The sequence below is a fragment of the Arthrobacter sp. efr-133-R2A-120 genome, from assembly GCF_030209835.1.
GTDB lineage: Bacteria > Actinomycetota > Actinomycetes > Actinomycetales > Micrococcaceae > Arthrobacter.
This window is the reverse complement of sequence record NZ_JARVRF010000061.1, coordinates 39,547-64,978: the sequence shown is the minus strand read 5'-3', so window position 1 is coordinate 64,978 and position 25,432 is coordinate 39,547. Positions and strand designations below refer to the sequence as shown.

Genomic DNA, 25,432 nt, shown 5'->3' with positions numbered 1-25,432 from the left:
CATCTGCCTTCCCGCCGTAGTACGTCCATCCCAGCCAGCAAGGAGAGTTCCATGACTGATATCCGACCCGAGGACGAAGTAGTCCGGATCTGCCAGGAACTCATCCGCATAGACACCTCGAACTTCGGTGACGATTCGGGTCCCGGGGAACGCGCCGCAGCGGAATACACGGCGGCGCTTATTAATGAAGTGGGATTGGACGCTGAAATCTTTGAGTCGGCTCCGGGCCGGGCCAATGTGGTGACGCGCATGGCGGGGGAGGACCCCTCGGCCGGCGCCCTCGTGGTGCATGGCCACCTCGACGTCGTTCCGGCGCTCAAGGACCAGTGGTCCGTGGATCCCTTCAGCGGCGAACTCAAGGATGGACTCATCTGGGGACGCGGTGCCGTGGACATGAAGGACATGGACGCCATGATTCTCTCGGTCATGCGTGACTTCGCCCGCACGGGACGCAAGCCGAAGCGCGACATCATCTTCGCGTTCTTCGCCGACGAGGAAGCCGGGGGCAACTACGGCGCGCGCTACGCCGTCGAGCACCGCAGGGAACTCTTCGACGGCGCTACGGAAGCGATCTCCGAAGTAGGCGGCTTCTCGGCCACCATCGGAGGCAAGCGCACCTACCTGCTCCAGACTGCGGAGAAGGGCCTTTCCTGGCTGCGCCTCGTGGCCCACGGCCGTGCCGGGCACGGTTCGCAAATCAACACGGACAACGCGATTACCCGCCTGGCCGGGGCAGTCACCAGGATCGGCGAATACCCCTGGCCGATTGAGCTGACCCCCACCACCCGGCAGTTCCTCGACGGCGTGACGGAATTGACCGGCGTCGAGTTCGATCCGGACAATCCCGAGACCCTGCTGAAGGAACTCGGCACCGTAGCGCGTTTCGTGGGGGCAACCCTCCAGAACACCTCAAACCCCACGTTGCTCAGCTCCGGATACAAGCACAACGTCATCCCCGAATCGGCGGAAGCGCTGGTGGACTGCCGCACGCTGCCAGGCCAGCAGGAGATGGTCTTCGAAACCATCAAACAACTTGCCGGAGATGGCGTGGACGTCAGCTACGTCAACAAGGACGTGTCCCTGGAAGTGCCGTTCGCCGGCAATCTCGTAGACGCCATGATCGATGCCTTGCACTCGGAAGACCCCGGCGCCAAGGTGCTGCCCTACACCTTGTCCGGCGGCACCGACAACAAGTCGCTCAGCAAGATCGGCATCACAGGCTACGGATTCGCCCCGTTGATGCTCCCGGAGGAACTCGACTTCACCGGCATGTTCCACGGCGTTGACGAACGCGTTCCTGCCGATTCGCTCAAGTTCGGATCCAGGGTGCTCAACACCCTGCTCAGCAACTACTAGGGAGAACGCTGTGACTCCCGAGGAGATCCTTCCGGACGAGCTGCTCCGCCGCATCCGGGGCCGCGCCGCGGGCTATGACCGGAACAACTCGTTCTTCCACGAAGACCTTGAGGAGCTCGCTGCGGCGGGTTACCTGAAGATCTTCGTCCCGGAGTCCGACGACGGACTGGGGCTCGGACTCGACGCCGCGGCGGCGCTTCAGCGCCGGCTCGCGACGGCCGCCCCGGCCACAGCGTTGGCTGTCAACATGCACCTTGTCTGGACCGGCGTCGCGCACGTCCTGGCGGCCCGCGGCGACGACTCCCTTGACTTTGTCCTCAAGGAGGCCGGACAGGGCGAGGTCTTTGCGTTCGGGATTTCCGAGCCGGGGAATGACTCCATGCTCTTTGATTCAGGGACTACGGCGGAACCGCAGCCAGGCGGCGGGTACAGCTTCACCGGGCGGAAGATTTTCACGAGCCTGTCGCCGGCGTGGACCCGCCTCGGGATCTTCGGCAAGGACAGCGGAGCGCGGGAGGGGAGCGGAGAGCTGGTTTTCGGCTTCATCCAACGCGACGCCCCGGGCCACGAGACGCTGGGTGACTGGGACACCCTGGGCATGCGGGCCAGCCAATCGAACACCACGCTCCTCCATGGCGCTCTGGTGCCGGCGGAACGGATCTTCCGGAAACTGCCCGTGGGGCCCAATCAGGATCCGTTGATCTTTGCGATCTTCGCGTGCTTCGAAACGCTGCTCGCCGCCGTCTACACGGGCATTGCGGAGCGCGCGTTCGCCCTGGCGGTCGAGGCCGCCAAGCGCCGTACCTCCGCCAAATACGGCGGCCGAAGCTTCTCGCAAGACCCGGACATCCGCTGGAAGATCGCCGACGCCGCCATGGCCATGGATTCCATCCAGCCGCAGCTGGCGTCAGTGGCCCGTGACGTGGATGCGCTGGTCGATCACGGGACGCAGTGGTTTCCTAGGTTCGTGGGCCTCAAGGTGCGGGCCACGGAGAACGCCCGGAGCATGGTGGATGTGGCCATCCGGGTTTCCGGAGGCTCCAGCTATTTCCGTGGCTCGGAACTTGAGCGGCTGTATCGCGATGTGCTGGCAGGGATCTTCCATCCCTCCAATGACGAGTCTGCGCACAACACCATAGCCAACGCGTGGCTCGGCCCGCTCGAAGGCTAGAACGCTCAAAGCCGGAGCGGGGCACCCGAAACACGGCGTTTCAGCTACACGGTGCGCTGCACGTTGAGGACTCTACGGCGCAGCCAGAACCGGCGACCGCCGCCGATGTAGAGGATGCTCCGCTCCAGTTCCCACTTGCCGTATTCGGAGTGTTCCACGAGCCGACGCCGCGCCTCGGGCAAGGAATCGTCAGGGCTCACGGTCAGTACGAGATACTCGTACTGCCTTGCGTAGTCCCGCTGACGCTCCACTGAACTGCTCAGAAATTGTTCTCTCATCCCTCTCCATTTTCGTCTTTTTCGGGCTAACGTGAAGTCATGAGCATCGATCCGCGTGTCGCGCTTCAGTCATTGACAGCCGCTTTGGAAGAGCACCTGATTGCCGCCTCCGCCCGCCGGGGCGAAGGAGATCCCACTGTGGAGGCAGCGTTTTTCGCCGTCGCAGATGCCTTTGAGGTATATGAGGACTCACTATACGAGGCCTACTCGGAAGTCACACCCCTTCAGGTGTTTGACGACGATGAAGAAGATGACGACGAGGACAACAATGAACTCCTCGATGAAGACGAGCTGGAGATCCTCGACCAGTGATGCCGGCCAGTAATGCCGGGCCAGTAGTGCCCGATGGTAATGCCCGAGTTTCAGCTAAGTCAGATCGCTGAAACGTCTTCCAGTGCCCGCGAAATTTCGGCGGGAAGAGGCGCCAGCTGCGCATCGAGTAGTTCCTTGAGTTGGATCGCATTGCGTGCGCCCACGACGGCCGTGGATACTCCCGGGCGGGAGAGCAACCAGCTCAGCGAGACGTCGACGGCGGACCGTCCCAAGCCGCGCGCCGCCATTGCCGCTGCTTCGACGATCCTTGCCCCCCGCGCGTCGAGGTACTTTTCGACGTAGCCGCTCAGGCGGTCTTCAGCGGCCCGTGATTCAGTCGGAATCTGTCCACGGTATTTGCCGCTGAGAACTCCGCGTCCGAGGGGCCCCCACGCCATGAGGCCGAGTCCGGCATCCTCGATGGCGGGCACCAGTTCGTCTTCGGGCTTCCGGTGCAGGAGCGAGTATTCGGATTGGTTGGCCACCACGGTGAATCCCGCGACGGCTGCGGCCTTGGCGGTCTGCCAGCCGTTGTAGTTGGAGATGCCGACGTACCGTGCTCGTCCCGAGCGCAGGGCAAGGTCCAGGGCGGAAAGTGTTTCGTCCAGGGGAACGTTGCCGTCCCAAGCATGCGCGAACCAGATGTCTACGTAATCTGTCCCCAAGCGGGCAAGGCTCGCGTCGAGTGCGGACAGCATGGAACCGCGGGAGGCATCGACGCTGCGCCGGCTGTCCGACGTCGAGACGCCCGCTTTCGTGGAGAGGACAACCTCCGAGCGTGCCACAACGTCCCCCAGCATCGAACCCAGGAGAGCTTCGGCTTGTCCGCCTGCGTACGAGGCGGCGGTATCGATCATGGTGCCGCCCGCCGCGATGAAGGTATGGAGCAGCTCCCGTGCATCCTGTTCGTCCGTTTCTTCCGCCCAGGACATAGTGCCCAGGGAGAGGGTGGACACCCGAAACCCACTGTTTCCGACGTAACGCTGCTGCATAGCTGATAGCTTACGGGGAGATCGGGTAGATCATGACGTAGGGTCTATTCACGTGAACTGGATAGAAGCAGCCTTCCTAGGCCTCGTGCAGGGCCTGACAGAATTCCTTCCGATTTCTTCAAGCGCACACCTGCGAATTGTCGGGTCGTTCCTGCCTAATGCAGCGGATCCAGGTGCCGCTTTCACGGCTATTACGCAGCTGGGCACCGAGACGGCCGTCATCGTCTTCTTTTGGCGGGATATCGTCAGGATTCTGCGCGCTTGGTTCGGATCGCTGCGCGGCAAGGTCTCCAGGGACGATCCCGACGCGCGCATGGGGTGGTTGGTCATCCTCGGCAGCCTGCCCATCATCGTGCTCGGCTTGCTCTTCCAGGACCAGATCGAGTCCGTCCTGCGCAGTCTGTGGATCGTGGCAACCATGCTCATCGTCTTCGGCATGATCCTCGCGGTAGCCGACGCCGTTGGCCGCCAGGAACGCGAGCTGAGCCAATTGACCGTCAAGCACGGCATCCTTTACGGGCTGGCACAGGCCATGGCGCTCATCCCGGGCGTCTCCCGCTCCGGCGGAACCATCACCGCCGGCCTGTTGATGGGGTACACACGGGAAGCGGCCGCACGGTATTCGTTCCTGCTGGCCATCCCTGCCGTCTTCGGCAGCGGCCTGTACCAGCTGTACAAGGTGGTTTCGAAAGAAGGAATCTCCGGGCCTTTCGGCTTGCCGGAAACATTGCTGGCCACGGTCATCGCGTTCGTTGTGGGCTTCATCATCATTGGCTGGTTCCTCAAGTTCATTTCCACCCACAGCTACCGTGTCTTCGTGTGGTATCGCATTCTCCTTGGACTCGCCCTCTATGTATTGCTCGGTTTCAATGTCATCAGCGCCTAGCACTATGGTTGAGGCTGTGAAATCGTGGATCTCCCGCCCTGTGCCTGAACTACCCGGCAGCACGCCCCCGTTGAGGCTGTTCGATACCGCCCTCAGGGCCCTGGTGGAAGTCGAGCCACGCGCGGAGCAATCCATGTACGTCTGCGGCATCACGCCCTACGACGCCACCCACATGGGCCACGCGGCCAGCTACGTCGCCTTCGACCTGCTCAACCGGGCCTGGCGCGACAGCGGCCAGCGGGTTGCGTACGTCCAGAACGTCACCGACGTCGATGATCCCCTCCTGGAGCGCGCCACCGCCACCGGCGTTGACTGGCGTGAGCTGGCAGCGAGCCAGATTGAGCTTTTCCAGACCGACATGGACGCCCTCAATGTGTTGGCTCCGAATCACTACATCGGAGCCGTCGAGGCGATCCCGATGATTGTTCCGGCTATCGAGAAATTGATTGCGGACAAGCTCGCCTACCGCGTACACGGCACCGGCGGCGAACCCGACGGCGACGTCTATTACGACGTCGAAGCAGCCGGCAAGGCGTCGGATAGCCCGGACGCGTGGACACTCGGCGACATCTCGGGACTCGGCGAAGTTGAAATGCTGGAACTTTTCGCCGAACGCGGCGGCGATCCCGGCCGGTCCGGCAAGCGAAATCCCCTTGATCCTTTGCTATGGCGCGTGGCCCGCGACGGCGAGCCGAGCTGGCCGGGCGCAAGCCTCGGCGACGGACGTCCCGGCTGGCATATTGAATGTACTGTCATCGCCCAGAAGTACCTGCCAGCTCCCTTCACTGTGCAGGGCGGCGGATCTGACCTCGTCTTCCCGCACCACGAAATGGGCGCCGGACACGCGTATTCGCTCAGTGGCATCCCTTTGGCACGCCACTACGCCCACGCCGGAATGGTTGGCCTGGACGGCGAAAAGATGAGCAAGTCCAAGGGCAACCTGGTGCTGGTATCCAAGCTCCGTGCCGCGGGCGAAGAGCCCGTAGCAATCCGCCTGGCGATCCTGGCCAACCACTACCGCTCGGATTGGTCCTGGACCGATGAAGGATTCGCCCAGGCCAAGGAACGGCTCAACACGTGGCGGGCCGCCCGGGACATCGCTCCTGAGGGAACAGCGGCGGAGCTGCTGACGCGGATGCGCGCCGAGCTCGCCAACGACCTCAATGCTCCGGGTGCGATCGCCGCCGTCGACGCCTGGGCCGCTGCGGCCCTCGCCGACTCGCACCGAGCCAATCCTGAAGGGGCCCAGCCCAGCGCGATGGATTCCGCCCTGGTGAGCGACGCGATCAACGGATTGCTCGGCGTCGAGCTCTAATATCTAAACAACGCGGGGTCACTTACGGCCCATAATGTCCCCTTGGACGGGCCGTAAGTGACCCCGCGTTGGGTTAGGGTTTGTCCTTGCCCCTGCGCTTGAGGTAGCGCTCGAATTCGCGCGCGATGGATTCGCCACTCGCCTCCGGCAGGTCGGCCGTGTCCTTGGCCTCCTCGAGCTGCCGCACGTAGGCGGCGATTTCGGGGTCTTCAGTGGCCAGTTCGTCCACGCCGCGCTCCCACGCCTCGGATTCCTCGTTGAGGGCATGGGTGTCCAGGGGCACTTGGAGCAGGTCCTCGATCCTGTTCAAGATGGCGAGTTGCGCTTTGGGGGAAGGCGGTTGGGCGACATAGTGCGGCACGGCCGCCCACAGCGACACGGTGGGCAAGCCCGCGAGCAGCGCGAATTCCGCCAGCACGCCCACAATGCCGACCGGACCCTCGTATTGCGAAGCCTCGAGGTTCAAGCGCTGCCGCAATCCGCTGTCGTCCGAGGTGGTGCTGACAGGGATCGGGCGGCTGTGCGGGACATCGGCCAGAAGGGCGCCGATCAACACCACATAGTCGACTTTGAGCGTTTCGGCATGGACCAGAAGCTCGGCCGTATAGGCGCGCCAGCGATAGGAAGGCTCGGTGCCGAGCACGAACACCACATCCACGTTGCTGTCCGGGACGCTGGCCTTGTACAGGCGCGTGGAAGGCCATTTCACCTTGCGCGTCCCGGCTGCCGTGCGTCGCACGGTCGGCCTGGTGAACTGGAAGTCGTAGTAATCGTCGGCATCAACGGATGCCACTTTCTTTCCCTGCCACAACTTGTTCAAGTAGTGCAGGGAATCGCTGGCCGCCTCGCCTGCGTCGTTCCAACCTTCGAAAGCCGCCAGCATCACGGTGATGCGCTGGCCTTCGGCTACAGGCTGGAGAAGGCGCTCAGGCTCCGGTGAAGTGGCCTGTCCGTCAGGGGCTCCGTCCAAACTGTTCATTCACTCACCCTACGTCCAACACCGCCACCGATGCATGGCGTGAGGGGACCGGCGTGGCCATACTTCGCCCCGGGCGTAGAACGGCAATTGCCCGCTCTCCTTCCACGTAGACTTTAGGCATGCTTGCTTCAGCCACCCAGCCCCTGCTCAAAGCCGCGCTATGGGACATGGATGGCACCCTGGTGGACACCGAGCCGTACTGGATTGCCGCAGAGCGCACCCTCGTGGAGTCCTACGGAGGCGCCTGGAGCCACGAACAAGCCATGCAGCTCGTAGGACAATCGCTCATGCACTCGGCCGGCATTCTCCAAAGGGCTGGAGTGGACTTGGAAAAGCGGGAGATCGTTGACTCCTTGAGCGCCCAGGTCATCGACCGCCTCCGCGTCGAGGTGCCGTGGCGGCCCGGTGCCAAGGAGTTGCTTGACGAGCTGTATCAATCGGGCGTCCGCTGCGCCCTCGTGACAATGTCCGAAGGCCCGATGGCGCGGGAAGTCGTCGCCAACCTCCCCAAGCCCTACTTCGAGTTCCTCATCACCGGGGACACCGTCAGCCAAGGAAAACCCCACCCCGAGGCTTACCTCGCCGCCGTCGAGCGACTCCGGGACACGGACCCCGGGCTGACCGCCGATCACTGCGTCGCTCTCGAGGATTCCGTCCCGGGAGTCGCGTCCGCGATCGCCTCCGGGGTGGTCACGGTCGGAATTCCGCACCAAATGCCGTTGCCTGAGGATCCTCGCCGGGCAACCTGGGACACCCTCCAGGGACGGAAGGTCTCCGACCTTGAAGCGCTTGTCGCCGCCCGCGCTTCCGCCAACATGCCCGCCGCGGCTTTCCTTGGACAGGCAAACTAAGTGAGCACTCCCCGGAACGGTGGCCACAGCACGCGTAGCAGCAGGAAGGACGGCATTCCACTCGGCCGCATCGCGGGAATCCCCGTGTATCTTGCGTACTCCTGGTTCATCATCGCCGCGTTCACGGTGATCGTCTATGGACCAGCGCTGCTCATCCGGAACCACTCCTTGGGAATCGGCGCCTACTTCGTTGCCTTTGCCTACGCACTCCTCCTCGCGCTCTCCGTGCTCGTCCACGAACTTGCCCACGCTTTGAGCGCCAAGGCCTTCAACTGGCCCACAGAGAAGATCGTTTTGAATCTCTGGGGCGGGCACACCCAGTTCGAGAGTTTCATCGCTTCCCCGGGCCGCTCGGTGGTTGTTGCCTTGGCAGGACCCGCGGCCAACTTTGTCCTTGCGGGCGGTGCCTGGCTATTGCTGCAGGCCGGTGTCTTCACCGGGGTAGGGGACACGCTGACGAACATCCTCATGTGGGCCAATTTGCTGATCGGCATCTTCAATGTCCTCCCGGGCCTGCCTCTTGACGGTGGTCGCCTGGTGGAGTCCGCGGTATGGAAAGTGACCGGCAGCCAGGAAAAGGGGACGGTGGCGGCTGGCTGGGCCGGACGGGTCATCGTGATCGTCCTGGTTGTTTGGTTCGTCGTACTGCCAGTTCTGAGTGGAAATACCCCCGATCTCAGCCTTATGCTCATCACCTTCCTTGTTTGCAGCTTCCTGTGGATGGGCGCCTCCGGTGCGATCAAGCAGGCCACGCTCCGCGGCCGACTCCCTTTGGTGAGTGCCTCAGCTTTGGCCGAACCCGCCGTCGGGATTCCGAACTCGGCCACCGTCGCCGACGTCTTGCGCGTGGCACCCAACGGCACTCCCGCCGTCGTGATCTGCGGACCGGATGGGCGGCCGCAGGGTCTCGTCGATCCGCATGCCACGGCAGCCGTGCCGCCCTCTGAGGTGTACACAACGCTTGTGACCGCAGTCTCGACCCCGCTCGCCGACGGCGCCTACGTCCCCTGGACGTCCAGCGGCCAGGAACTGATCCAGTATTTGGCGCAGCTCAGCGGCGCCGAATACGCCGTCGTGGACGAACGCGGTACGGTCATGGGCCTGCTACGGCAGCAGGCCGTAGTGACAGCCATTACAGGTAAAGTAGCCCGGCGGAGCGGACGCCCATAGGACCTTCCCGGTAGAGTTACCTGCCGGCCGTGAAATAACCAGGCCGGCAGTGCGCATCACTAAGCAGTAACTGCGGCAACAAATGACGGCCCAGCCGTACAGGAGCGAGGAAACACCCATGAGCAGCGAAACCGCCGCCAACTACACGGCCACCGGCGCCGCCGACGCAGCCATCCAGCCGACCGGTGCGGCACGGCGCCGAGGGCCGTTCCGGGTGGGCGAGCGGGTTCAACTCACGGACGAACGCGGCCGGATGAACACCATCACCTTGGAGGAAGGCGGCGCCTTCCACACGCACCGCGGCTTCCTCAACCACGACGAAATCATCGGCCAGGTTGACGGCTCGGTGGTGGCCAACAACATCGGCCAGCAATACCAGACGCTCCGTCCGCTGCTCTCGGACTTCGTGCTGTCCATGCCCCGCGGCGCCGCAGTGGTCTACCCCAAGGATGCCGGCCAGATCGTCACCATGGCCGATATCTTCCCGGGTGCCCGCGTCGTGGAAGCCGGCGTTGGTTCCGGCGCCCTTTCGATCTCCCTGCTTCGTGCAGTGGGCGACGGCGGTTACCTGCACTCTTTCGAGCGTCGCGAGGAATTCGCCGACATCGCCCGCGGCAACGTGGAAACCATTTTCGGCGGTCCGCACCCGGCCTGGAAGATCTCGCTGGGCGACTTCCAGGAAGAAGTTGTCCGCAGCGAAGAGCCCGGATCCGTGGACCGTGTGGTGCTGGACATGCTCGCTCCGTGGGAATGCCTCGACGCCGTAGCGACTGTTTTGGCCCCTGGTGGCGTGTGGATCAACTATGTGGCCACGGTGACCCAGCTGTCCCGTACCGCCGAAGCCATCCGCGCCGACGGGCGCTTCACGGAACCGGACGCCTGGGAGTCCATGGTCCGTGGCTGGCACCTTGAGGGCCTTGCCGTCCGTCCCGACCACCGCATGGTGGCCCACACCGGCTTCCTCCTGGTGACCCGTCGCCTCGCCGACGGCGTGACCGGGATCTCCGTCAAACGGCGTCCTTCCAAGACCGAGTTCAGCGAAGAGGACCTGAATGCCTGGACACCGGGAGCCGTAGGAGAGCGAGCGGTTTCCGACAAGAAACTGCGGCGGGCGGCACGGGATGCGATTGCCGGCACCAACGTCAAGGACGACCCCACACCCGCTCCCTAAGGAAAGATCACAAACTGGTCCGCATTCCGGATGTCACAGGTTTCCCGACGCTTTTGAGGGCTAAGGTCTATTTATAGAAAGCGGGAAGGAGCTGATGCTTCGTGGATACGTCGAACAATGACTTCGGGCGAACAACACCGGAGGAGCCATCGAACAAGGCTGTGACTGAGGGAAAAGCGGGACACGGGGGTGGGGCAATCCAACCGGTGGACGACTCCGCGGAACTCACCGTCGCGGAACGCCAGATAAACATCCTTCGAGACAAGCTGCGCCACATCGACCGTCAGCTTGCCGCCGCCACCCAGAACAACACCAAGCTTGTGACCATGCTGGAAACGGCGAAGGCCGAAATCCTGCGGCTCAAAGGCGCCCTTGAGCAGGACGGCCAACCGCCGTACAGCTTCGGGACCATCTTGCAGATCAATCCCAGGCGCCAGCCAACGGCGGGCAGCACCGGCCAGGCGGCCACTGAGGAATCGGTTGACATCTTCAATGCCGGCCGCAAGATGCGCGTGGGCGTCAGCCCGCTCGTGAACATCAACCAGTTGGCCGTTGGACAGGAAGTCCTCCTCAATGAGGCCCTGCTCGTGGTGACCGGCCTGGGCTATGAACGGGCAGGCGAACTCGTCACGCTCAAGGAAATGCTTGGCACGGACCGCGCCCTCGTAGTGGGCAGGGCCGATGAAGAGCGGGTAGTCCGGCTTTCAGGCGCCCTGCAGAAGGTGCACCTGCGCGTCGGTGATGCCTTGTCGCTGGATTCCCGCACGGGCTACGCCTTGGAGAAGGTGCCCCGGGCAGAGGTCGAAAACCTGGTCCTCGAGGAAGTCCCGGATATTACCTACGAGGACATCGGCGGCCTGGGCCCGCAAATCGAACAGATCCGTGACGCGGTGGAACTCCCGTTCCTGCACCCGGACCTGTACCGCGAACACGGGCTCAAAGCGCCCAAGGGCATCCTGCTTTACGGTCCTCCGGGCTGCGGCAAGACGCTGATCGCGAAGGCTGTTGCCAACTCGCTTGCCGCCCGCGCCTCCGAACGGGCCGGCAACGTGGACCTGAAGAGCTACTTCCTGAACATCAAGGGACCTGAACTCCTTGATAAGTACGTGGGCGAAACAGAGCGGCACATCCGCCTGATCTTTGCGCGCGCCCGGGAGAAGGCCTCGGATGGCAGCCCCGTGGTGGTGTTCTTCGACGAGATGGACTCGCTGTTCCGCACCCGCGGCACCGGTGTCTCTTCCGACGTCGAAACAACCATCGTCCCGCAGCTCCTGAGCGAGATCGATGGCGTCGAACGGCTGGACAACGTGATCGTGATCGGCGCCTCGAACCGTGAAGACATGATCGATCCGGCGATTCTTCGTCCCGGCCGGCTGGACGTGAAGGTCAAGATCCAGCGGCCCGACGCCGAAGCGGCCGCCGACATTTTCGCCAAATACATCACCACTGACCTTCCTTTCCACGCGACGGATCTGGCGGAGCACGGCGGCGATGTCCAGGCCACGGTCGACGCCATTATCCAACGCACCGTTGAAGCCATGTATTCGACGGAGAAGTCCAACGAGTATCTCGAAGTCACCTACGCCAACGGCGATACCGAGATGCTCTACTTCAAGGACTTCAATTCCGGAGCCGTCGTCCAGAACGTCGTGGACCGGGCCAAGAAGTACGCCATCAAGGACCTCCTGCTGACCCAGCAGAAAGGGCTGCGGATAGACCACTTCCTGCGCGCCGTCGTCGACGAATTCCGCGAACACGAGGACATGCCCAACACCACCAACCCGGATGACTGGGCACGCATCTCGGGCAAGAAGGGCGAACGCATCACCTACATCCGCACCATCGTCCAGGGCAAGGCCGGCCAGGAGCCCGGGAAGTCGATCGAAACGACTCCCAACACCGGCCAGTACCTGTGACGGCCCGGCCGGAAGGCCTGCCTTCGGACAAGCTTCCCGTGGGCGGGGCCATGCGGGTGATGGGTTCGGAAACTGAATACGGTATCCATTCGCCGTCCGCACCGGGGGCGAACGCCACGATGATGTCCGCACGGATCATCCAGGCCTACGCCAACCTCACGCGTCAGCGCGCGGCCGGCGGCGCTGAGACCCGCTGGGACTATACGGACGAAGAACCGCTGCATGACGCGCGCGGTTGGACGGTGGAGCGCAGCGCCGCCGATCCCAGCCAGCTGACTGACAGGCCCCCCGTGCTCGACGCCGAAGCCGTCGCGCTGGCATACGGCCGCCAGGAGCTGGAGGCCGACGGCGGCGACGAGTCAGGATCGTTGCTGATGAACATGGTCCTCGGCAACGGGGCCCGGCTCTACGTGGACCATGCCCATCCGGAGTATTCCAGCCCCGAGGTCACGAATCCCCGTGACATCGTCGCGTGGGACGCGGCTGGCGACCTCGTTGCCCTCGCCACGGTTCGGAAGGTGGCAGCCGATCCCGATTTGCCGGCCATCAATCTGTACAAGAACAACACCGACAACAAATCGGTGTCCTACGGTTCCCACGAGAACTACCTCATGCCGCGTTCCGTGCCTTTCGGGGACATTGTCCGAGGCCTGACACCGTTCTTCGTCACGCGCCAGGTCATCTGCGGTGCAGGCCGGCTCGGCAAGGGCCAGGACGGTTCAACTGCCGGGTTCCAGATCAGTCAACGCGCGGATTTCTTCGAAGCCGAGGTGGGGCTGGAAACCACTATCAGGCGTCCGATCATCAATACCCGGGATGAACCGCACGCCACCGCCGACAAGTATCGGCGACTGCATGTCATCATCGGCGACGCCAACCTCAGCCAGGTGTCGAACTACTTGAAGTTCGGCACCACGGCTTTGGTCCTGAGCCTTATCGAAGCGGGCCAGGCTCCGAAGATCGAAGTACATGAGCCGGTGGCGGGCCTGCAGGCAATCAGCCACGACACTTCCCTGACTGCCACCGTCAGGCTGCTCGACGGACGGCGCGTGACAGCCCTTGACATCCAGTGGATGTACTACGAGGCTGCGGCGAAGCTTGGCCAGGAAACCGGGGTCTCCGATTCCTTCAGTGGAGACGGCCACACCCGTGATGTCTTGGAGCGTTGGGAGTCGACGCTGGGGCTATTGGGGAGCAACCCCGCAGGTGCCGCGTCTTCTGTCGAATGGCTGGCGAAGATGTCCCTGCTTGATGGCTACCGGAACCGTGACGGTCTGGAATGGAACGATGCCCGCCTGGGCCTTGTCGATTTGCAATGGTCCGACGTGAGGCCGGAAAAAGGCCTGTACTACCGCATGCTTTCCCGCGACCGCATGCAGACTATCGTCGACGACGCCGCAATCAACCGGGCCGTCATCGAACCGCCGTCGGATACCCGCGCATATTTCCGCGGGAAGTGTGTTTCCAGCTTTGGCAAGGACGTGGTCGGCGCGAGTTGGGATTCGGTCATCTTCGACGTTCCCGGGATCGGGAAACTTCAGCGGGTGCCCACCCGGGAACCCCTCCGCGGCACGGAAGCACTCACGGGCCAGCTGTTCCGGAAACACGCAACAGCGGGCGCATTCCTCCGTGAATTGCTCGGCCTGGACCCGACCCCGCCCGCGTGAACGGCAAGCTGACGAAAGGCTGCCAAACGGGCCCTTAAAACCGCAGCGTCGCGGCCCGGCCCGTGGCAGTATGGCATTACAGGAAGTCCCCGTAGCCGGGGATGGACAGAATGGAGAAGGAAATGGCAGCTCAGGAGCAGCAGCAACCGCAATCGCGGGACGTCGAGGCAGAGGCCGACGCCCCCGAGGCGCCGCCCGCAGCACCGGAGGCACAGGCCTCGGTCGCCACGCAGGGCGTGGACGATCTCCTCGACGAAATCGACGGCGTCCTTGAGTCGAACGCTGAAGAGTTCGTGCGGGCATTTGTGCAAAAGGGCGGCCAATAGCGAGCCGCCAGCTAAGCCAAGGGCCCGGCCGGCGCGAGGCTGCCGGGCATCGGATGTCAGAGTCGAAGGAGCGCAGCAATGCAGGATCCATCAGCCGGCCACCTGGCCACCCAAGCAACGTCTTCGTTCATAGAGCATCTGCAACACTCCAGGCCTGAACTCCTCCCTTTCAATCAAGCGCTGCCCGCGGGACAGATTCCGCCGGTGCCCCATGCCACAACGATCGTCGCCCTCAGTTACCCCGGCGGCGTCCTGATGGCGGGGGATCGGCGTGCCACCATGGGCAACGTGATCGCCAGCAGGCACATCGAGAAGGTCTTCCCGGCCGACGAATACTCCGTCCTGGGAATTGCCGGGACAGCGGGCCTGGCCATCGACATCACCAGGTTGTTCCAGGTGGAACTGGAACACTACGAGAAGATCGAAGGCACGCTGCTGAGCTTGGACGGCAAAGCCAACCGGCTTGGAGCCATGATCCGGGGGAACCTGCCGATGGCCATGCAGGGTCTCGCCGTGATACCGCTCTTCGCGGGCTTCGACCAGGCAGCCGGCGTGGGACGGCTGTTTTCCTACGATGTCACCGGTGGACGGTATGAGGAATTGGAGCACCATTCCGTCGGCTCCGGTTCTGTCTTCGCTCGTGGCGCCTTGAAGAAGCTGTGGCGGCCGAACCTCACCGAAGACGAGGCGGTTGCCGTCGCGGTTGAAGCCCTCTATGACGCTGCCGACGACGACTCCGCCACGGGCGGTCCGGATCCTGTCCGGCAGCTCTGGCCGGTGGTGTATACCGTCAACCGCGCCGGTGCCCGCCGGGTGTCAGAACGGGAGTTGGCGGCGATCGCTGGATCCATTGTTGAATCGCGCGCAGTTGCCGGACGGGAGGCCTGAGATGACCCAGCAGTTTTATGTTTCGCCCGAGCAGCTGATGAAGGACCGCGCGGACTTCGCGCGGAAGGGCATCGCCCGTGGCCGTTCCGTCGTCGTGATCAGTTGCGCCGACGGGATCGCGTTGGTGGCGGAAAACCCTTCGCCGTCGCTCCATAAGATCGGCGAGATCTACGACAAGATCGCCTTCGCCGCCGTGGGCAAGTACAACGAGTTCGAGAGTCTTCGGCAAGCGGGTGTCCGCTACGCCGACGTCCGCGGCTATTCGTACGATCGCGAGGACGTCACGGCCCGCGGGCTCGCGAGCGTCTACGCGCAGAGCCTTGGCGCCGTCTTCACGGCGGAACAAAAGCCGTTCGAAGTCGAGCTTGCGGTGGCCGAGGTGGGGCACACGCAGGGCGATGACCATCTTTATCGCCTGACCTTCGACGGCTCGATTGCCGACGAGAACGGTTTTGTGGTGATGGGCGGCTTGGCAGAGCAAGTAGCCGAGACTGTGGCCCACGGTTGGAAGGCTGACCTCAACCTGGCCGGCGCACTGCGCCTGGCCGTCAAGGCGCTTGCCACGGACAAGGAAGTGGACGCCCTGCCCGGCACCGCCGTCGAGGCCGCAGTGCTGGACCGAAGTCCGGAAAGCGGGCGCGGATCCCGGCGGGCCTTCCGTCGGCTCCGGGCGGAAGAAATCACGCAGCTGCTGGCAGGGGAGGCCTGAGATGGACAAAAGGATATTCGGGATTGAAACCGAGTTCGGTATTTCGTATTCGAGCCCGGACTCGCGGCCCTTGGCCCCCGAGGAAGTCGCCAGGTACCTGTTTCGCAAAGTAGTGAGCTGGGGCCGTTCCTCCAACGTCTTCCTCACGAATGGTTCGCGCCTGTACCTGGATGTCGGTTCGCACCCGGAGTACGCCACCGCGGAATGCGACGACCTCGCGCAGCTGATCGCCCACGACCGGGCCGGGGAGCTCATTCTCGATGACCTCGTTGATGAAGCGCAGGCGCGGCTTGCGGCCGAGGGATTCAACGGAACGGTCTACCTGTTCAAGAACAACACCGATTCCGCCGGCAATTCCTACGGCAGCCACGAAAACTACCTGATTCCCCGGCGGGGTGAGTTCTCGCGGCTCGCCGAGATCCTCATTCCTTTCCTCGTCACTCGGCAGCTGATCGCCGGTGCGGGCAAGGTCCTGAAAACACCCCACGGTGCCACCTTCGCGTTCTCCCAACGTGCCGACCACATCTGGGAAGGCGTGTCTTCAGCGACGACGAGGTCCCGCCCGATCATCAACACCCGTGACGAGCCGCACGCCGATGCCGAGTTCTTCCGCCGTCTGCATGTGATCGTGGGCGATTCCAACATGTCCGAGACCACCGCCCTGTTGAAGGTGGGAACGGTGGATCTGCTCCTCCGCATGATTGAGGCTGGAGCGATCATGCGGGACATGCGCATGGAGAACCCCATCCGCAGTATCCGGGAAATCTCCCACGACCTGAGCGGTAAAGCCCTGGTGCGACTGGCCAACGGCAGGCAACTGACGGCCTTGGACATCCAGCGCGAGTACCTTGCAAAAGTCAGCGCCTTTGTAGCATCAAACGGAGCACACAATCCGCACGTACCCCTCATCTTGGACCTTTGGGAGAGGACGCTGGACGCGATCGATAGCGGCGACATCAGCGGAATAGACACGGAAGTGGATTGGGCCATCAAGAAGAAGTTGATGGATGGATACATGCGTCGCCATGGAATCGGCCTCGATTCCTCGAGGATCGCGCAACTGGACCTGACTTATCACGACATCTCGCGCAAGCGCGGGCTCTTCTTCCTGCTCCAGTCACGCGGTGCGGCACGGCGCCTCGTCGCCGACACGGACATCAAGGATGCCGTGGATGCACCGCCGCAGACCACCCGGGCAAAACTCCGTGGCGACTTCGTCCGGCGCGCCCAGGAACTCGGCCGCGACTACACGGTGGACTGGGTCCATTTGAAGTTGAACGACCGCGCGCACCAGACGATTTTGTGCAAGGATCCTTTCCGCAGCGTCGACGAAAGAGTGGATGCCCTCCTGGACTCGATGAGCTGACTCCCAGCTTCACCAGCTATTCTGGAGGTTGGCCTTTTAACAGGCCGCTACGCGCATGGCCGAGCCTGGCCCGGCCATGCCCTCCTTTTGCCCCGACGAAAGTTCAATTTGTGCGACGTCTACTAGCAATTCTTATCCCTGGCCTCTTGCTGCTCACCGCCTGCGGCGGAAGTCCGGCAACAACAGCAACCCCGGAGCCCACCAGTCAGTCCGCCGGCGATGTCGCCAAGCTGGATTCCCTCAAGGTCTCCGACAATGGAGACAAGAAGGCGCCCGGCCTGGAATTCAACAAGCCGTTGGACGTAACGCAGCCGACCATCAAGATGGTCAGCGACGGCACCGGCGACAAGGTGAAAGCCGGTCAGGTGGCGCAGATCACCTACATTGCCGTGGATGGCAAGGATGGCAAGACCCTCGAGGACACTTTCCCGACCGGGTCCCAGCCCGTCGAACTGAACGACCAGCTCAAGACCGGCAGCGCTGTGCTTTACAACGCTCTGGTCGGTGCGAAGGTGGGCGCTGACATCGCTTTCGCCGTCCCCGGAACCGCGGCGTCGGCTGAAGCAGCGGCTACGTCATCCCAGCTCGTGGTCTTCAAGATCACCGGCGTCAAGGACGCAGTCAAGCCCCTGGACAAGCCGGAGGGCGATACCGTCACTCCGCCCGCCGGCCTCCCCACGGTCAAGGTCGATGACAAGGGAATTCCGCAGATTTCCGTTGACGGCGCAAAGGCCCCGCAGGCCCTCGTTTCCCAGGACCTCATCAAGGGCAAGGGCGCAGTCGTCAAGGAAACAGACACCCTGACGGTCAACTACGTCGGCGTCACCTTGGCTGATGGCAAGAAGTTCGACTCCAGCTACGACAAGGGCCAGACCGCCAGCTTCGCGCTGAACGGCGTCATCAAGGGCTGGACGCAAGGCCTTGCGGGCAAGACAGTCGGCTCCCGTGTCCTCCTGGTGATCCCCAAGAGCCTCGCATATGGCGACACCGCCGCAGCCCAGGGCCAGCCTACGGGCGATCTGGTCTTCGTCGTGGACATCCTCGGCGCCCAGTAACCTTCCGCAAACTTCCACAACACTGTCCCTATCAAATTGAGGAGTACCCATGTCATTTGGTCAGCGTGATTACGACCGCACGAAGCCCGAGATCGACTTCCCAGAGGGCGACGTCCCCACGGAACTCGTTATCAAGGACATCATCGTTGGTGACGGCGCCGAGGCTCAGGCCGGTGACACCGTCTCCACCCACTACGTTGGCGTTGCCTGGTCCACCGGCGAAGAGTTCGACGCATCCTGGGGCCGCGGCGCGCCGCTGGACTTCCGCGTGGGCGTCGGCCAGGTCATCCAGGGTTGGGACCAGGGACTGCTTGGCATGAAGGTCGGCGGCCGCCGTCGCCTCGAGATCCCTTCCGAACTTGCGTACGGCTCCCGAGGCGCGGGCGGGGCTATCAAGCCCAACGAAGCCCTGATCTTCGTAGTGGACCTCGTGGCGGTCCGCTAGGTTTCGCAGCATAGGAAGGCGCGTCCGCAGCCGGAGAAATCCGGCCGCAGACGCGCCTTCCGCCTTTGCCGGAGGAATTTAGTAACGTTGCAATCGTGTCCGCATCACGTACCGAACGACTCCTGAACCTGCTGATCGCCCTCCTGAACACGAAATACGGGCTGTCCCGGGCCGTTCTCAGGGAGAAGGTCTACCATGACGCCGGCGCCAGCGACGTCGCGTTCGGACGCATGTTTGAACGCGACAAATCGGACCTGAAGCAGTTTGGCTTCGACATCGAAACGCTCTTCGACCACGGGTTCGGCTCGGACGATCCCGCGTCGGCCCGCTATCGCATCGGCAAGGAATCCAATCGCCTGCCGTATGTGCAACTGACCCCGGCGGAGGGCACGGTGTTGCTCCTGGCTGCGCAGCTGTGGGAACGCGCGGCCCTTGGCTCGGCCGCTGCAAGCGCGCTACGGAAGCTGCAGGCTTCCGGCGACCTTGCCGACGTCGAACTCCCTGCCGGTGTCCAGCCGCGCATCAAGCCCGCCGGCCAGGCCTTTGACGACATCATCGCGGCCATGAACGGCCAGCACCCGGTGAGTTTCGGCTACCGTGCCGCCAGCACCGGAAAGGACGAACGCCGCCTGGTAGAGCCTTGGGGCCTCGGGAGCCGCTTCGGCCAGTGGTACCTAGTGGGATTCGACCGGGGCCGGAAGGCGAAACGCTTTTTCCGGCTGTCCCGGATGACGAGCGATGTCCATGTTGAGGCCGGTCAGCACTGCGAGATACCGCCAGGGTTTGATACCCGCGCCGAATTGGATGGCCTCAGTGAACTTCCCTTGCAAGAGGCCCATCTCGACGTGGCCGAAGGCCGTTTGCTGGGTCTTCGGAAGCGTGCGGTGGATGTCACAGGGGCCGCCGCCACCAGCGGCTCCCGGCCGGGCATTGACCGCCTCTCCGTGCCGTTCCGGGACAGCGAGCTGCTCGCCGAAGAACTGGCCTCTTATGGTCCCCACGTCCGCGTGGCTGGACCTCCCGAGCTGCGCGGCGCCGTGATCCGCCGCCTTGAAGCTGCCGCCGCGTTCGCCTCAAGCCCCGCTGTCGATATCCACTTCCCGAACGCCGGACCTGCGCCGCGGGCCCGCAAGCGGACCTCGGAAGACCAGCTCAACCGCATGCTGCAATTGGTCCCTTTCCTTGTCCATAACCAGGGCCTTCCCATCCAGGAAGTCGCGGACCGCTTCGGTGTCACCCGCAACGAACTGGTGGACGATCTGACGATACTGATTTGCTCCGGCCGCCCCGAAGGGTATCCGGACGACTTGTTTGATATCGATTGGGAAAACGAGCACGTCTACATCCGCGAGCACCTCGAACTCAACCGGCCCATCCGCTTCAGCGTGGACGAGGCTTGCGCCCTGCTGACGGGCTTGGCCACCCTGGGCGGGCTTCCCGCCCAGGCCGGCATGTCCGAGGACGAGCAAAGCGGAGCCTTGGAGTCCGTGACCCTGAAGCTCACCGGCGCGGCGGGGGAGGCCGGCCGTTTGGCAGCGGCCGTCGCCGGCCCACCCGTCACCCCGGCCGACGCCGGGGCCTTCGACACCATCACCCGCGCGATTCAGTCGGGGCATCAATTGCGGCTTCGCTACTTGTCACAGCAGCACGACTCTGTTTCCGAGCGGGACGTCGACCCCTTCCGGCTGTATTCACTGGACAACACCTGGTATTTCGAGGCGTACTGCCACAGCAAAGCCGGACTGCGAAACTTCCGCCTGGACCGCATCGAGGAGATCGTGCCCAACGGCCGTCTGGTTTCCGAGGGCGCCGGGACTGAGCAAGGCGTTCCGGTGAAGCTGTACACGCCCAACGACGACGACGTGGTTGTCGTCCTCCAATTGACCCGGCAAGGCGCCGGGCTGGCGGATGACTATTATGCTGAGCGGACGGCTGTGCTCCCTGACGGCGGCTTGCTCGCCGAGGTCCGGTTCGGAAATGCTGACTGGTTGCCGATGTTCGTTGCGCAGCACGGTGGTGCGGCCCGCATTTTGCAACCCTCCGAGCTGGCGGACGCTTCTGCAGCGTGGGTGGCAGCGGCCCTCCGGCAGTACAAGCAAGCGGACCCGATACAAACTGTGAAGGCTGGTTAGACTACTCAAATGCCTTGGTGGTCCTGGATCCTTCTGTGGGTCGCTCTCGTTGCGGTCTCGCTGCTCTGCTACGTCCTGCTGGGCATACGCCTTTTCCGGAAGTTCATGGCCACGGTGCATGAATTGAGTGCCGCAGGGGAGCGGCTAGGGCACCGCACGTACCTTCCTGAACGCGCCGACGACGACGGCGGGGCTTCAGTGAAAGTGTTCGGTGCGGCTGTTTTTGCCTCACCGGAAGAGATGCGTCATGATTACGTGACGGCCAAGGCCTCCCGCCAGGAAGTGCGTCGCCAAAAGCGCGTTAAGCGCAAAGCAGAACGGGGCCAACCCCAGTCTCTGCACGACATCGAATTCAGTTAGACGTAGGATGTATTCCAACGAAAGGACTTCCCGTGGGACGACTATTTGATGGCCCTTGGCCAATTGTCATTATCATCATCGTGGCCCTGCTGCTGTTTGCGGCACCCAAGCTGCCCGCAATGGCCCGTAGCCTCGGCCAGTCGATGCGCATCATCAGATCCGAAGTCAAGGAAATGAAGAACGACGGCAAGCCGGCGGCCAAGGACGACACGGACCCCGTTGAAGGCAAAGTGGTCAACCACCCCGAAGCGAACAAGAGCGGCAACGACACTGACGTTCCGCCCGCAAACCGTAGCTAAGCAGTAGTGGCAACGAAGACGGGCCGCAAAGCCAACCCCGAAGGGCGGATGGCGCTCCTAGACCACCTGAAGGAGCTTAAGAACCGGCTGATCAAGTCTGCCATCGGCGTTCTCCTCGGCGCCGTGGCAGGGTGGTTCCTCTATGAGCCGGTGGTTAACAGCCTGTCGGATCCGTTGGTCAAGATCGCCCAGGAGACCAAACGGACCGCGGTCCTGAACTTCGCGAGCGTGGGGGATCCCTTCGACTTCAAGCTCCGTATAGCCATCCAGATCGGCCTGGTGCTCTCCAGCCCCGTCTGGATCTACCAGGTCTGGGCCTTCATCACGCCCGGCCTGACCAAGAAGGAGCGCCGCTACACGCTCGGGTACATGGCCGCCGCGGTGCCGTTGTTCCTGGCTGGCGTATATGTCGCATGGACGGTCATTCCAAACGTCGTGCGCGCGCTGCTGCAGTTCACACCGCAAAACGGTGCCAACAACATCGACGCATCCCAGTACCTGACGTTCGCCACGCACATGCTTCTTTTCCTCGGCATTGCGTTCCTGGTACCGGTGGTGTTGGTGGGCGTCAACATGGCAGGTGTCTTGAGCGGCAGGACCATCCTCAAGGCTTGGCGCATCACGGTCTTCCTCGTGTTTGTCCTGGCGGCCGTTGCCGCGCCCGGTGCGGACGCGCTGTCGATGTTCATGCTCGCCGGTCCCCTCCTTGCCTTGTTCTTTGCCGCGATCGGGCTCTGCATGCTGAACGACAAACGGCGTGCGCGCCAACAGTCGAAGATCACCGCTGAGACGGAAGCCACTGCCGACGTCGCCACACCTGCCTCCGATCTGGAGAATCTGTAGTCTCACGGCCACTAGGCTTGAAGCATGTCCTCCAATTCAGGGGCCCTTTCGCCCTCAGAAGCCTTTCAAGCCGCAGCGCAGCGGAGTGCTGAGTCGAAAACCTATCTAGGCACCTTTGCCCAGTCGCTGGAGTTCGAACTTGACGCTTTCCAGCGTGACGCGTGCCGTTCGCTCCAGGAAGGCAAAGGAGTGCTGGTGGCGGCGCCCACCGGGGCCGGGAAGACAATCGTGGGCGAGTTCGCTATCTACCTTGCGCTCGAACGCGGGCTCAAGGCGTTCTATACGACGCCCATCAAAGCACTGAGCAACCAGAAATTCTCCGAGCTCTCGGCGAAGTACGGTGCCTCAAGCGTGGGACTGCTGACTGGTGACACCACCATCAACGGCGAAGCTCCGATTGTGGTGATGACCACTGAGGTTCTCAGGAACATGCTGTACGCGGACTCGGACACCCTGGGGGACCTTGGCTACGTGGTGATGGATGAGGTGCACTACCTGGCAGACCGCTTCCGCGGCGCAGTCTGGGAAGAAGTGATCATCCACCTGCCCAGCGAGGTGCAAGTGGTTTCCCTCAGCGCCACGGTGTCCAACGCGGAAGAGTTCGGCGCGTGGCTTGACACAGTGCGCGGACACACGGACGTCATAGTCTCCGAACACCGTCCCGTCCCCTTGTGGCAGCACGTCATGGTAGGGCGTGAGATCGTCGATCTCTTTGCGGGGGATACCAGCTTTGACGAGATCGCTCCGGAGGCGCCAGACGGCGAAGCGCCCGCGCCGGAAGTAGTGCGCGAGCCTGAGCGGAATCCCCTGCAGCGGGAATTCGAGGTCAACCCGGAACTATTGTCCATGGCCCGGGCGGAAAGCCAGATGAACTTCCGTGGCCGCTTTGGCCATGGCGGACGCAGCCGCCGCCGGCAGGACCGCCAGCGCGACAACACTGCCGGGGAGCAGCGCAGTCCGGTGCGCAAGGCCAGCCGGCCCCAGATCATTGCGAGCCTGGACCGCCAAGGACTGCTACCGGCCATTACCTTCATCTTCTCCCGTGCCGGCTGTGACGGGGCAGTCGCCCAGTGTGCCGCCGCCGGGCTGTGGCTCACAACGGAGCGCGAGCAACAGATCATCGCGTCCCGGGTCGATGAGGCCAGCCGCGAGATTCCCGCCGACGACCTCGATGTCCTGGGATTCTGGAGCTGGCGTGACGGACTGCTCCGCGGGCTCGCCGCACACCACGCCGGTTTGCTGCCGACCTTCAAGGAAGTCGTGGAGACGCTCTTCGCCGATGGCCTGGTGAAGGCCGTTTTTGCCACGGAGACCCTCGCGCTGGGCGTCAACATGCCAGCCCGCTGCGTTGTCCTGGAGAAGCTCGACAAGTTCAACGGCGAAGCACATGTCAACATCACCGCGGGGGAGTACACCCAGTTGACCGGGCGTGCCGGAAGGCGTGGAATCGATGTCGAAGGCCACGCCGTGGTCCTGTGGCAACCGGGTACTGATCCCGCCGCCGTCGCCGGCCTCGCTTCGCGGCGCACCTATCCGCTCAACTCGAGCTTCCGTCCCACGTACAACATGAGCATCAACTTGATTGCCCAGTTCGGCCGGCCACGGGCACGGCAAATCCTTGAATCGTCGTTCGCCCAGTTCCAGGCGGACCGCTCCGTGGTGGGCCTGGCCCGGCAGGTTCGAAGCCGCGAAGAGTCGCTGGCCGGCTATGCGGAATCCATGAAGTGCCACCTGGGCGACTTCACCGAGTACGCCAAACTCCGGCGGGACCTTGGCGAGGCCGAGCAGTTTGCCTCACGCAGCACCTCGCGGGCCCGCAAATCGCTGACCGTGGACTCCTTGGCCCGGCTCATGCCCGGCGACATCGTCAAGGTTCCCGGCGGACGCACGCCGGGTTACGCCGTCGTGCTCAACGCCGATCCCAACTCGCGTGAACCGCGGCCCGCTGTCCTGACGGAAGACAACCAGCTGCACAGGATCGGTGCCCACGAAGTCGAGGGGCCGGTTGCTCCTGTGTCCTGGATCCGGATTCCCAAGTCGTTCAACGCGAAGCTGCCCAAATCCCGTCGTGATCTGGCATCCGCCATGCGGAACGCCGTGCGCGAGGGACGTCCGCCGGCCCGCGGCACGAACCGGAGCGAGGACTTCGGCCGGGCACGTTACATGCCGGACCAGGAAAAGAAGATCGCGGACCTCCGCCGGGCACTGCGCGCCCATCCTTGCCACGGCTGCAGCGAGCGCGAGGACCATGCCCGTTGGGCCGAGCGCTGGTGGAAACTGCGCCATGAAACCGATGGGCTCGTGCGGCAGATCCAGGGCCGTACCAATACGATCGCGAAGACATTTGACCGCGTCTGCGATGTCCTCGCCGCCTACGGTTACCTCCAGACGTCCGACGCCGGCCATGTCACCATCAGCGCGGACGGCCAGCGCCTGCGCCGCATCTACGGCGAAAAAGACCTGCTGATCTCGCAATCCATACGGCAAGGGGCCATCAAGGACCTCGACGCCGCCGAGCTGGCCGCGCTGGCCAGCACGATGGTCTACCAAGCCAAGCGCGACGATCGCGGCCTGCGGCCCAAAATGCCGTCCGTATCCCTCGAAACATCCGTGGACATCGTGGTGCGTGAGTGGTCTGCGCTGGAGGACGTCGAGGACAAGAACAGGCTGCCGTTGACCGCTGAGCCGGAACTGGGACTCGTGTGGCCCATCTTCAAATGGGCCAAGGGCCGCCATCTTCAAGAGGTTCTCAGCGGCACCGACCTCGCTGCGGGCGACTTTGTGCGCTGGGCGAAGCAAGTGATCGACCTGTTGGACCAGATGGCCAAGATTCCAGGGCTCGAACGGCGCCAGACCAAGATGTGCCGCGAGGCGATCGACTTGGTCCGCCGCGGCGTCGTCGCGTATTCCAACGTCTCCTGACCCACCACTGATTCCCAGCAAGG

At 63.4% G+C, this 25,432-nt stretch carries 24 protein-coding genes; 21 read left to right on the top strand and 3 right to left on the bottom strand.

Annotated features, from left to right (window positions below):
• Positions 1–51: 51 nt before the first annotated feature.
• Together QRN52_RS21300 and QRN52_RS21295 are read left to right on the top strand one after the other, a co-directional pair.
• The gene (locus QRN52_RS21300) at positions 52–1,356 is read left to right on the top strand and encodes a M20/M25/M40 family metallo-hydrolase (RefSeq protein WP_284755626.1); all 1,305 of its coding nucleotides are present in this window, start codon (positions 52–54) and stop codon (positions 1,354–1,356) included.
• Between the two features lie 10 nt (positions 1,357–1,366).
• Entirely contained in the window at positions 1,367–2,527 is a 1,161-nt protein-coding gene (locus QRN52_RS21295; protein WP_284755625.1) for an acyl-CoA dehydrogenase family protein, read from the top strand.
• Between the two features lie 44 nt (positions 2,528–2,571).
• On the opposite strand, the gene QRN52_RS21290 is transcribed toward QRN52_RS21295, so the two are convergent.
• Entirely contained in the window at positions 2,572–2,805 is a 234-nt protein-coding gene (locus QRN52_RS21290; RefSeq protein WP_059389241.1) for a DUF5703 family protein, read from the bottom strand.
• 39 nt (positions 2,806–2,844) lie between these two features.
• On the opposite strand from QRN52_RS21290, the gene QRN52_RS21285 reads away from it, so the two are divergent.
• Positions 2,845–3,117 (top strand): hypothetical protein, encoded by a 273-nt coding sequence (locus tag QRN52_RS21285; protein ID WP_059389240.1) that lies wholly within the window; start codon positions 2,845–2,847, stop codon positions 3,115–3,117.
• A 59-nt stretch (positions 3,118–3,176) separates the two neighbouring features.
• On the opposite strand, the gene QRN52_RS21280 is transcribed toward QRN52_RS21285, so the two are convergent.
• Positions 3,177–4,109, bottom strand: a complete 933-nt coding sequence (locus QRN52_RS21280) for an aldo/keto reductase (RefSeq protein WP_284755623.1) — start codon at positions 4,107–4,109, stop codon at positions 3,177–3,179.
• 52 nt (positions 4,110–4,161) lie between these two features.
• Here QRN52_RS21280 and QRN52_RS21275 point away from each other — a divergent pair, with 52 nt between their 5' ends.
• Together QRN52_RS21275 and mshC are read left to right on the top strand one after the other, a co-directional pair.
• Positions 4,162–4,995: an undecaprenyl-diphosphate phosphatase gene (locus QRN52_RS21275; RefSeq protein WP_284755621.1), complete on the top strand. Its 834-nt coding sequence runs from the start codon at positions 4,162–4,164 to the stop codon at positions 4,993–4,995.
• Positions 4,996–5,011: 16 nt separating this feature from the next.
• Positions 5,012–6,310, top strand: coding sequence for a cysteine--1-D-myo-inosityl 2-amino-2-deoxy-alpha-D-glucopyranoside ligase (gene mshC, locus QRN52_RS21270; protein WP_284755620.1), 1,299 nt, complete (start codon positions 5,012–5,014; stop codon positions 6,308–6,310).
• 73 nt (positions 6,311–6,383) lie between these two features.
• Here the strand turns inward: mshC and QRN52_RS21265 are convergent, their stop codons facing one another.
• The gene (locus QRN52_RS21265) at positions 6,384–7,289 is read right to left on the bottom strand and encodes a PAC2 family protein (protein ID WP_284755619.1); all 906 of its coding nucleotides are present in this window, start codon (positions 7,287–7,289) and stop codon (positions 6,384–6,386) included.
• A gap of 119 nt (positions 7,290–7,408) precedes the next feature.
• On the opposite strand from QRN52_RS21265, the gene QRN52_RS21260 reads away from it, so the two are divergent.
• From QRN52_RS21260 to QRN52_RS21185, 16 genes are all read left to right on the top strand, one after another.
• Entirely contained in the window at positions 7,409–8,140 is a 732-nt protein-coding gene (locus QRN52_RS21260; protein ID WP_284755617.1) for an HAD family hydrolase, read from the top strand.
• Positions 8,141–9,310: a site-2 protease family protein gene (locus tag QRN52_RS21255; RefSeq protein ID WP_284755615.1), complete on the top strand. Its 1,170-nt coding sequence runs from the start codon at positions 8,141–8,143 to the stop codon at positions 9,308–9,310.
• 118 nt (positions 9,311–9,428) lie between these two features.
• Positions 9,429–10,481, top strand: a complete 1,053-nt coding sequence (locus tag QRN52_RS21250; RefSeq protein WP_284755614.1) for a tRNA (adenine-N1)-methyltransferase — start codon at positions 9,429–9,431, stop codon at positions 10,479–10,481.
• A 101-nt stretch (positions 10,482–10,582) separates the two neighbouring features.
• The gene (gene arc / locus QRN52_RS21245) at positions 10,583–12,397 is read left to right on the top strand and encodes a proteasome ATPase (protein WP_084784542.1); all 1,815 of its coding nucleotides are present in this window, start codon (positions 10,583–10,585) and stop codon (positions 12,395–12,397) included.
• Positions 12,398–12,447: 50 nt separating this feature from the next.
• The gene (dop, locus tag QRN52_RS21240) at positions 12,448–14,064 is read left to right on the top strand and encodes a depupylase/deamidase Dop (RefSeq protein ID WP_284755647.1); all 1,617 of its coding nucleotides are present in this window, start codon (positions 12,448–12,450) and stop codon (positions 14,062–14,064) included.
• Between the two features lie 122 nt (positions 14,065–14,186).
• Complete coding sequence (locus tag QRN52_RS21235) at positions 14,187–14,390, top strand: ubiquitin-like protein Pup (protein ID WP_234749319.1); 204 nt, start codon at positions 14,187–14,189, stop codon at positions 14,388–14,390.
• A 78-nt stretch (positions 14,391–14,468) separates the two neighbouring features.
• Positions 14,469–15,278 (top strand): proteasome subunit beta, encoded by an 810-nt coding sequence (gene prcB, locus QRN52_RS21230; RefSeq protein WP_284755613.1) that lies wholly within the window; start codon positions 14,469–14,471, stop codon positions 15,276–15,278.
• Between the two features lies 1 nt (position 15,279).
• Positions 15,280–15,987, top strand: coding sequence for a proteasome subunit alpha (gene prcA / locus QRN52_RS21225; RefSeq protein WP_284755612.1), 708 nt, complete (start codon positions 15,280–15,282; stop codon positions 15,985–15,987).
• Position 15,988: 1 nt separating this feature from the next.
• Positions 15,989–17,353 (top strand): Pup--protein ligase, encoded by a 1,365-nt coding sequence (gene pafA, locus QRN52_RS21220; RefSeq protein ID WP_284755611.1) that lies wholly within the window; start codon positions 15,989–15,991, stop codon positions 17,351–17,353.
• Between the two features lie 110 nt (positions 17,354–17,463).
• On the top strand, positions 17,464–18,408 hold the full coding sequence (locus tag QRN52_RS21215) for an FKBP-type peptidyl-prolyl cis-trans isomerase (RefSeq protein WP_284755609.1): 945 nt from the start codon (positions 17,464–17,466) through the stop codon (positions 18,406–18,408).
• Between the two features lie 49 nt (positions 18,409–18,457).
• Positions 18,458–18,853: an FKBP-type peptidyl-prolyl cis-trans isomerase gene (locus QRN52_RS21210; protein ID WP_059389230.1), complete on the top strand. Its 396-nt coding sequence runs from the start codon at positions 18,458–18,460 to the stop codon at positions 18,851–18,853.
• Positions 18,854–18,948: 95 nt separating this feature from the next.
• Entirely contained in the window at positions 18,949–20,985 is a 2,037-nt protein-coding gene (locus QRN52_RS21205; RefSeq protein ID WP_284755607.1) for a helix-turn-helix transcriptional regulator, read from the top strand.
• A gap of 9 nt (positions 20,986–20,994) precedes the next feature.
• Positions 20,995–21,345 (top strand): hypothetical protein, encoded by a 351-nt coding sequence (locus QRN52_RS21200; protein WP_284755606.1) that lies wholly within the window; start codon positions 20,995–20,997, stop codon positions 21,343–21,345.
• Between the two features lie 32 nt (positions 21,346–21,377).
• Positions 21,378–21,644, top strand: a complete 267-nt coding sequence (gene tatA, locus QRN52_RS21195) for a Sec-independent protein translocase subunit TatA (protein WP_234749305.1) — start codon at positions 21,378–21,380, stop codon at positions 21,642–21,644.
• A 48-nt stretch (positions 21,645–21,692) separates the two neighbouring features.
• Complete coding sequence (gene tatC, locus QRN52_RS21190) at positions 21,693–22,487, top strand: twin-arginine translocase subunit TatC (RefSeq protein WP_284755645.1); 795 nt, start codon at positions 21,693–21,695, stop codon at positions 22,485–22,487.
• A gap of 24 nt (positions 22,488–22,511) precedes the next feature.
• Complete coding sequence (locus QRN52_RS21185) at positions 22,512–25,409, top strand: DEAD/DEAH box helicase (protein ID WP_284755605.1); 2,898 nt, start codon at positions 22,512–22,514, stop codon at positions 25,407–25,409.
• Positions 25,410–25,432 lie beyond the last annotated feature (23 nt).

What these genes read in the sequence shown, in the direction of transcription:
- QRN52_RS21300 (WP_284755626.1), top strand. Translation starts at nt 52, where the DNA reads ATGACTGATATCCGACCCGAGGACGAAGTAGTCCGGATCTGCCAGGAA.
- QRN52_RS21290 (WP_059389241.1), bottom strand. Translation starts at nt 2,805, where the DNA reads ATGAGAGAACAATTTCTGAGCAGTTCAGTGGAGCGTCAGCGGGACTAC.
- QRN52_RS21285 (WP_059389240.1), top strand. Translation starts at nt 2,845, where the DNA reads ATGAGCATCGATCCGCGTGTCGCGCTTCAGTCATTGACAGCCGCTTTG.
- QRN52_RS21280 (WP_284755623.1), bottom strand. Translation starts at nt 4,109, where the DNA reads ATGCAGCAGCGTTACGTCGGAAACAGTGGGTTTCGGGTGTCCACCCTC.
- QRN52_RS21265 (WP_284755619.1), bottom strand. Translation starts at nt 7,289, where the DNA reads ATGAACAGTTTGGACGGAGCCCCTGACGGACAGGCCACTTCACCGGAG.
- QRN52_RS21260 (WP_284755617.1), top strand. Translation starts at nt 7,409, where the DNA reads ATGCTTGCTTCAGCCACCCAGCCCCTGCTCAAAGCCGCGCTATGGGAC.
- QRN52_RS21250 (WP_284755614.1), top strand. Translation starts at nt 9,429, where the DNA reads ATGAGCAGCGAAACCGCCGCCAACTACACGGCCACCGGCGCCGCCGAC.
- dop (WP_284755647.1), top strand. Translation starts at nt 12,448, where the DNA reads ATGCGGGTGATGGGTTCGGAAACTGAATACGGTATCCATTCGCCGTCC.
- QRN52_RS21235 (WP_234749319.1), top strand. Translation starts at nt 14,187, where the DNA reads ATGGCAGCTCAGGAGCAGCAGCAACCGCAATCGCGGGACGTCGAGGCA.
- prcB (WP_284755613.1), top strand. Translation starts at nt 14,469, where the DNA reads ATGCAGGATCCATCAGCCGGCCACCTGGCCACCCAAGCAACGTCTTCG.
- prcA (WP_284755612.1), top strand. Translation starts at nt 15,280, where the DNA reads ATGACCCAGCAGTTTTATGTTTCGCCCGAGCAGCTGATGAAGGACCGC.
- pafA (WP_284755611.1), top strand. Translation starts at nt 15,989, where the DNA reads ATGGACAAAAGGATATTCGGGATTGAAACCGAGTTCGGTATTTCGTAT.
- QRN52_RS21210 (WP_059389230.1), top strand. Translation starts at nt 18,458, where the DNA reads ATGTCATTTGGTCAGCGTGATTACGACCGCACGAAGCCCGAGATCGAC.
- QRN52_RS21200 (WP_284755606.1), top strand. Translation starts at nt 20,995, where the DNA reads ATGCCTTGGTGGTCCTGGATCCTTCTGTGGGTCGCTCTCGTTGCGGTC.
- tatC (WP_284755645.1), top strand. Translation starts at nt 21,693, where the DNA reads ATGGCGCTCCTAGACCACCTGAAGGAGCTTAAGAACCGGCTGATCAAG.
- QRN52_RS21185 (WP_284755605.1), top strand. Translation starts at nt 22,512, where the DNA reads ATGTCCTCCAATTCAGGGGCCCTTTCGCCCTCAGAAGCCTTTCAAGCC.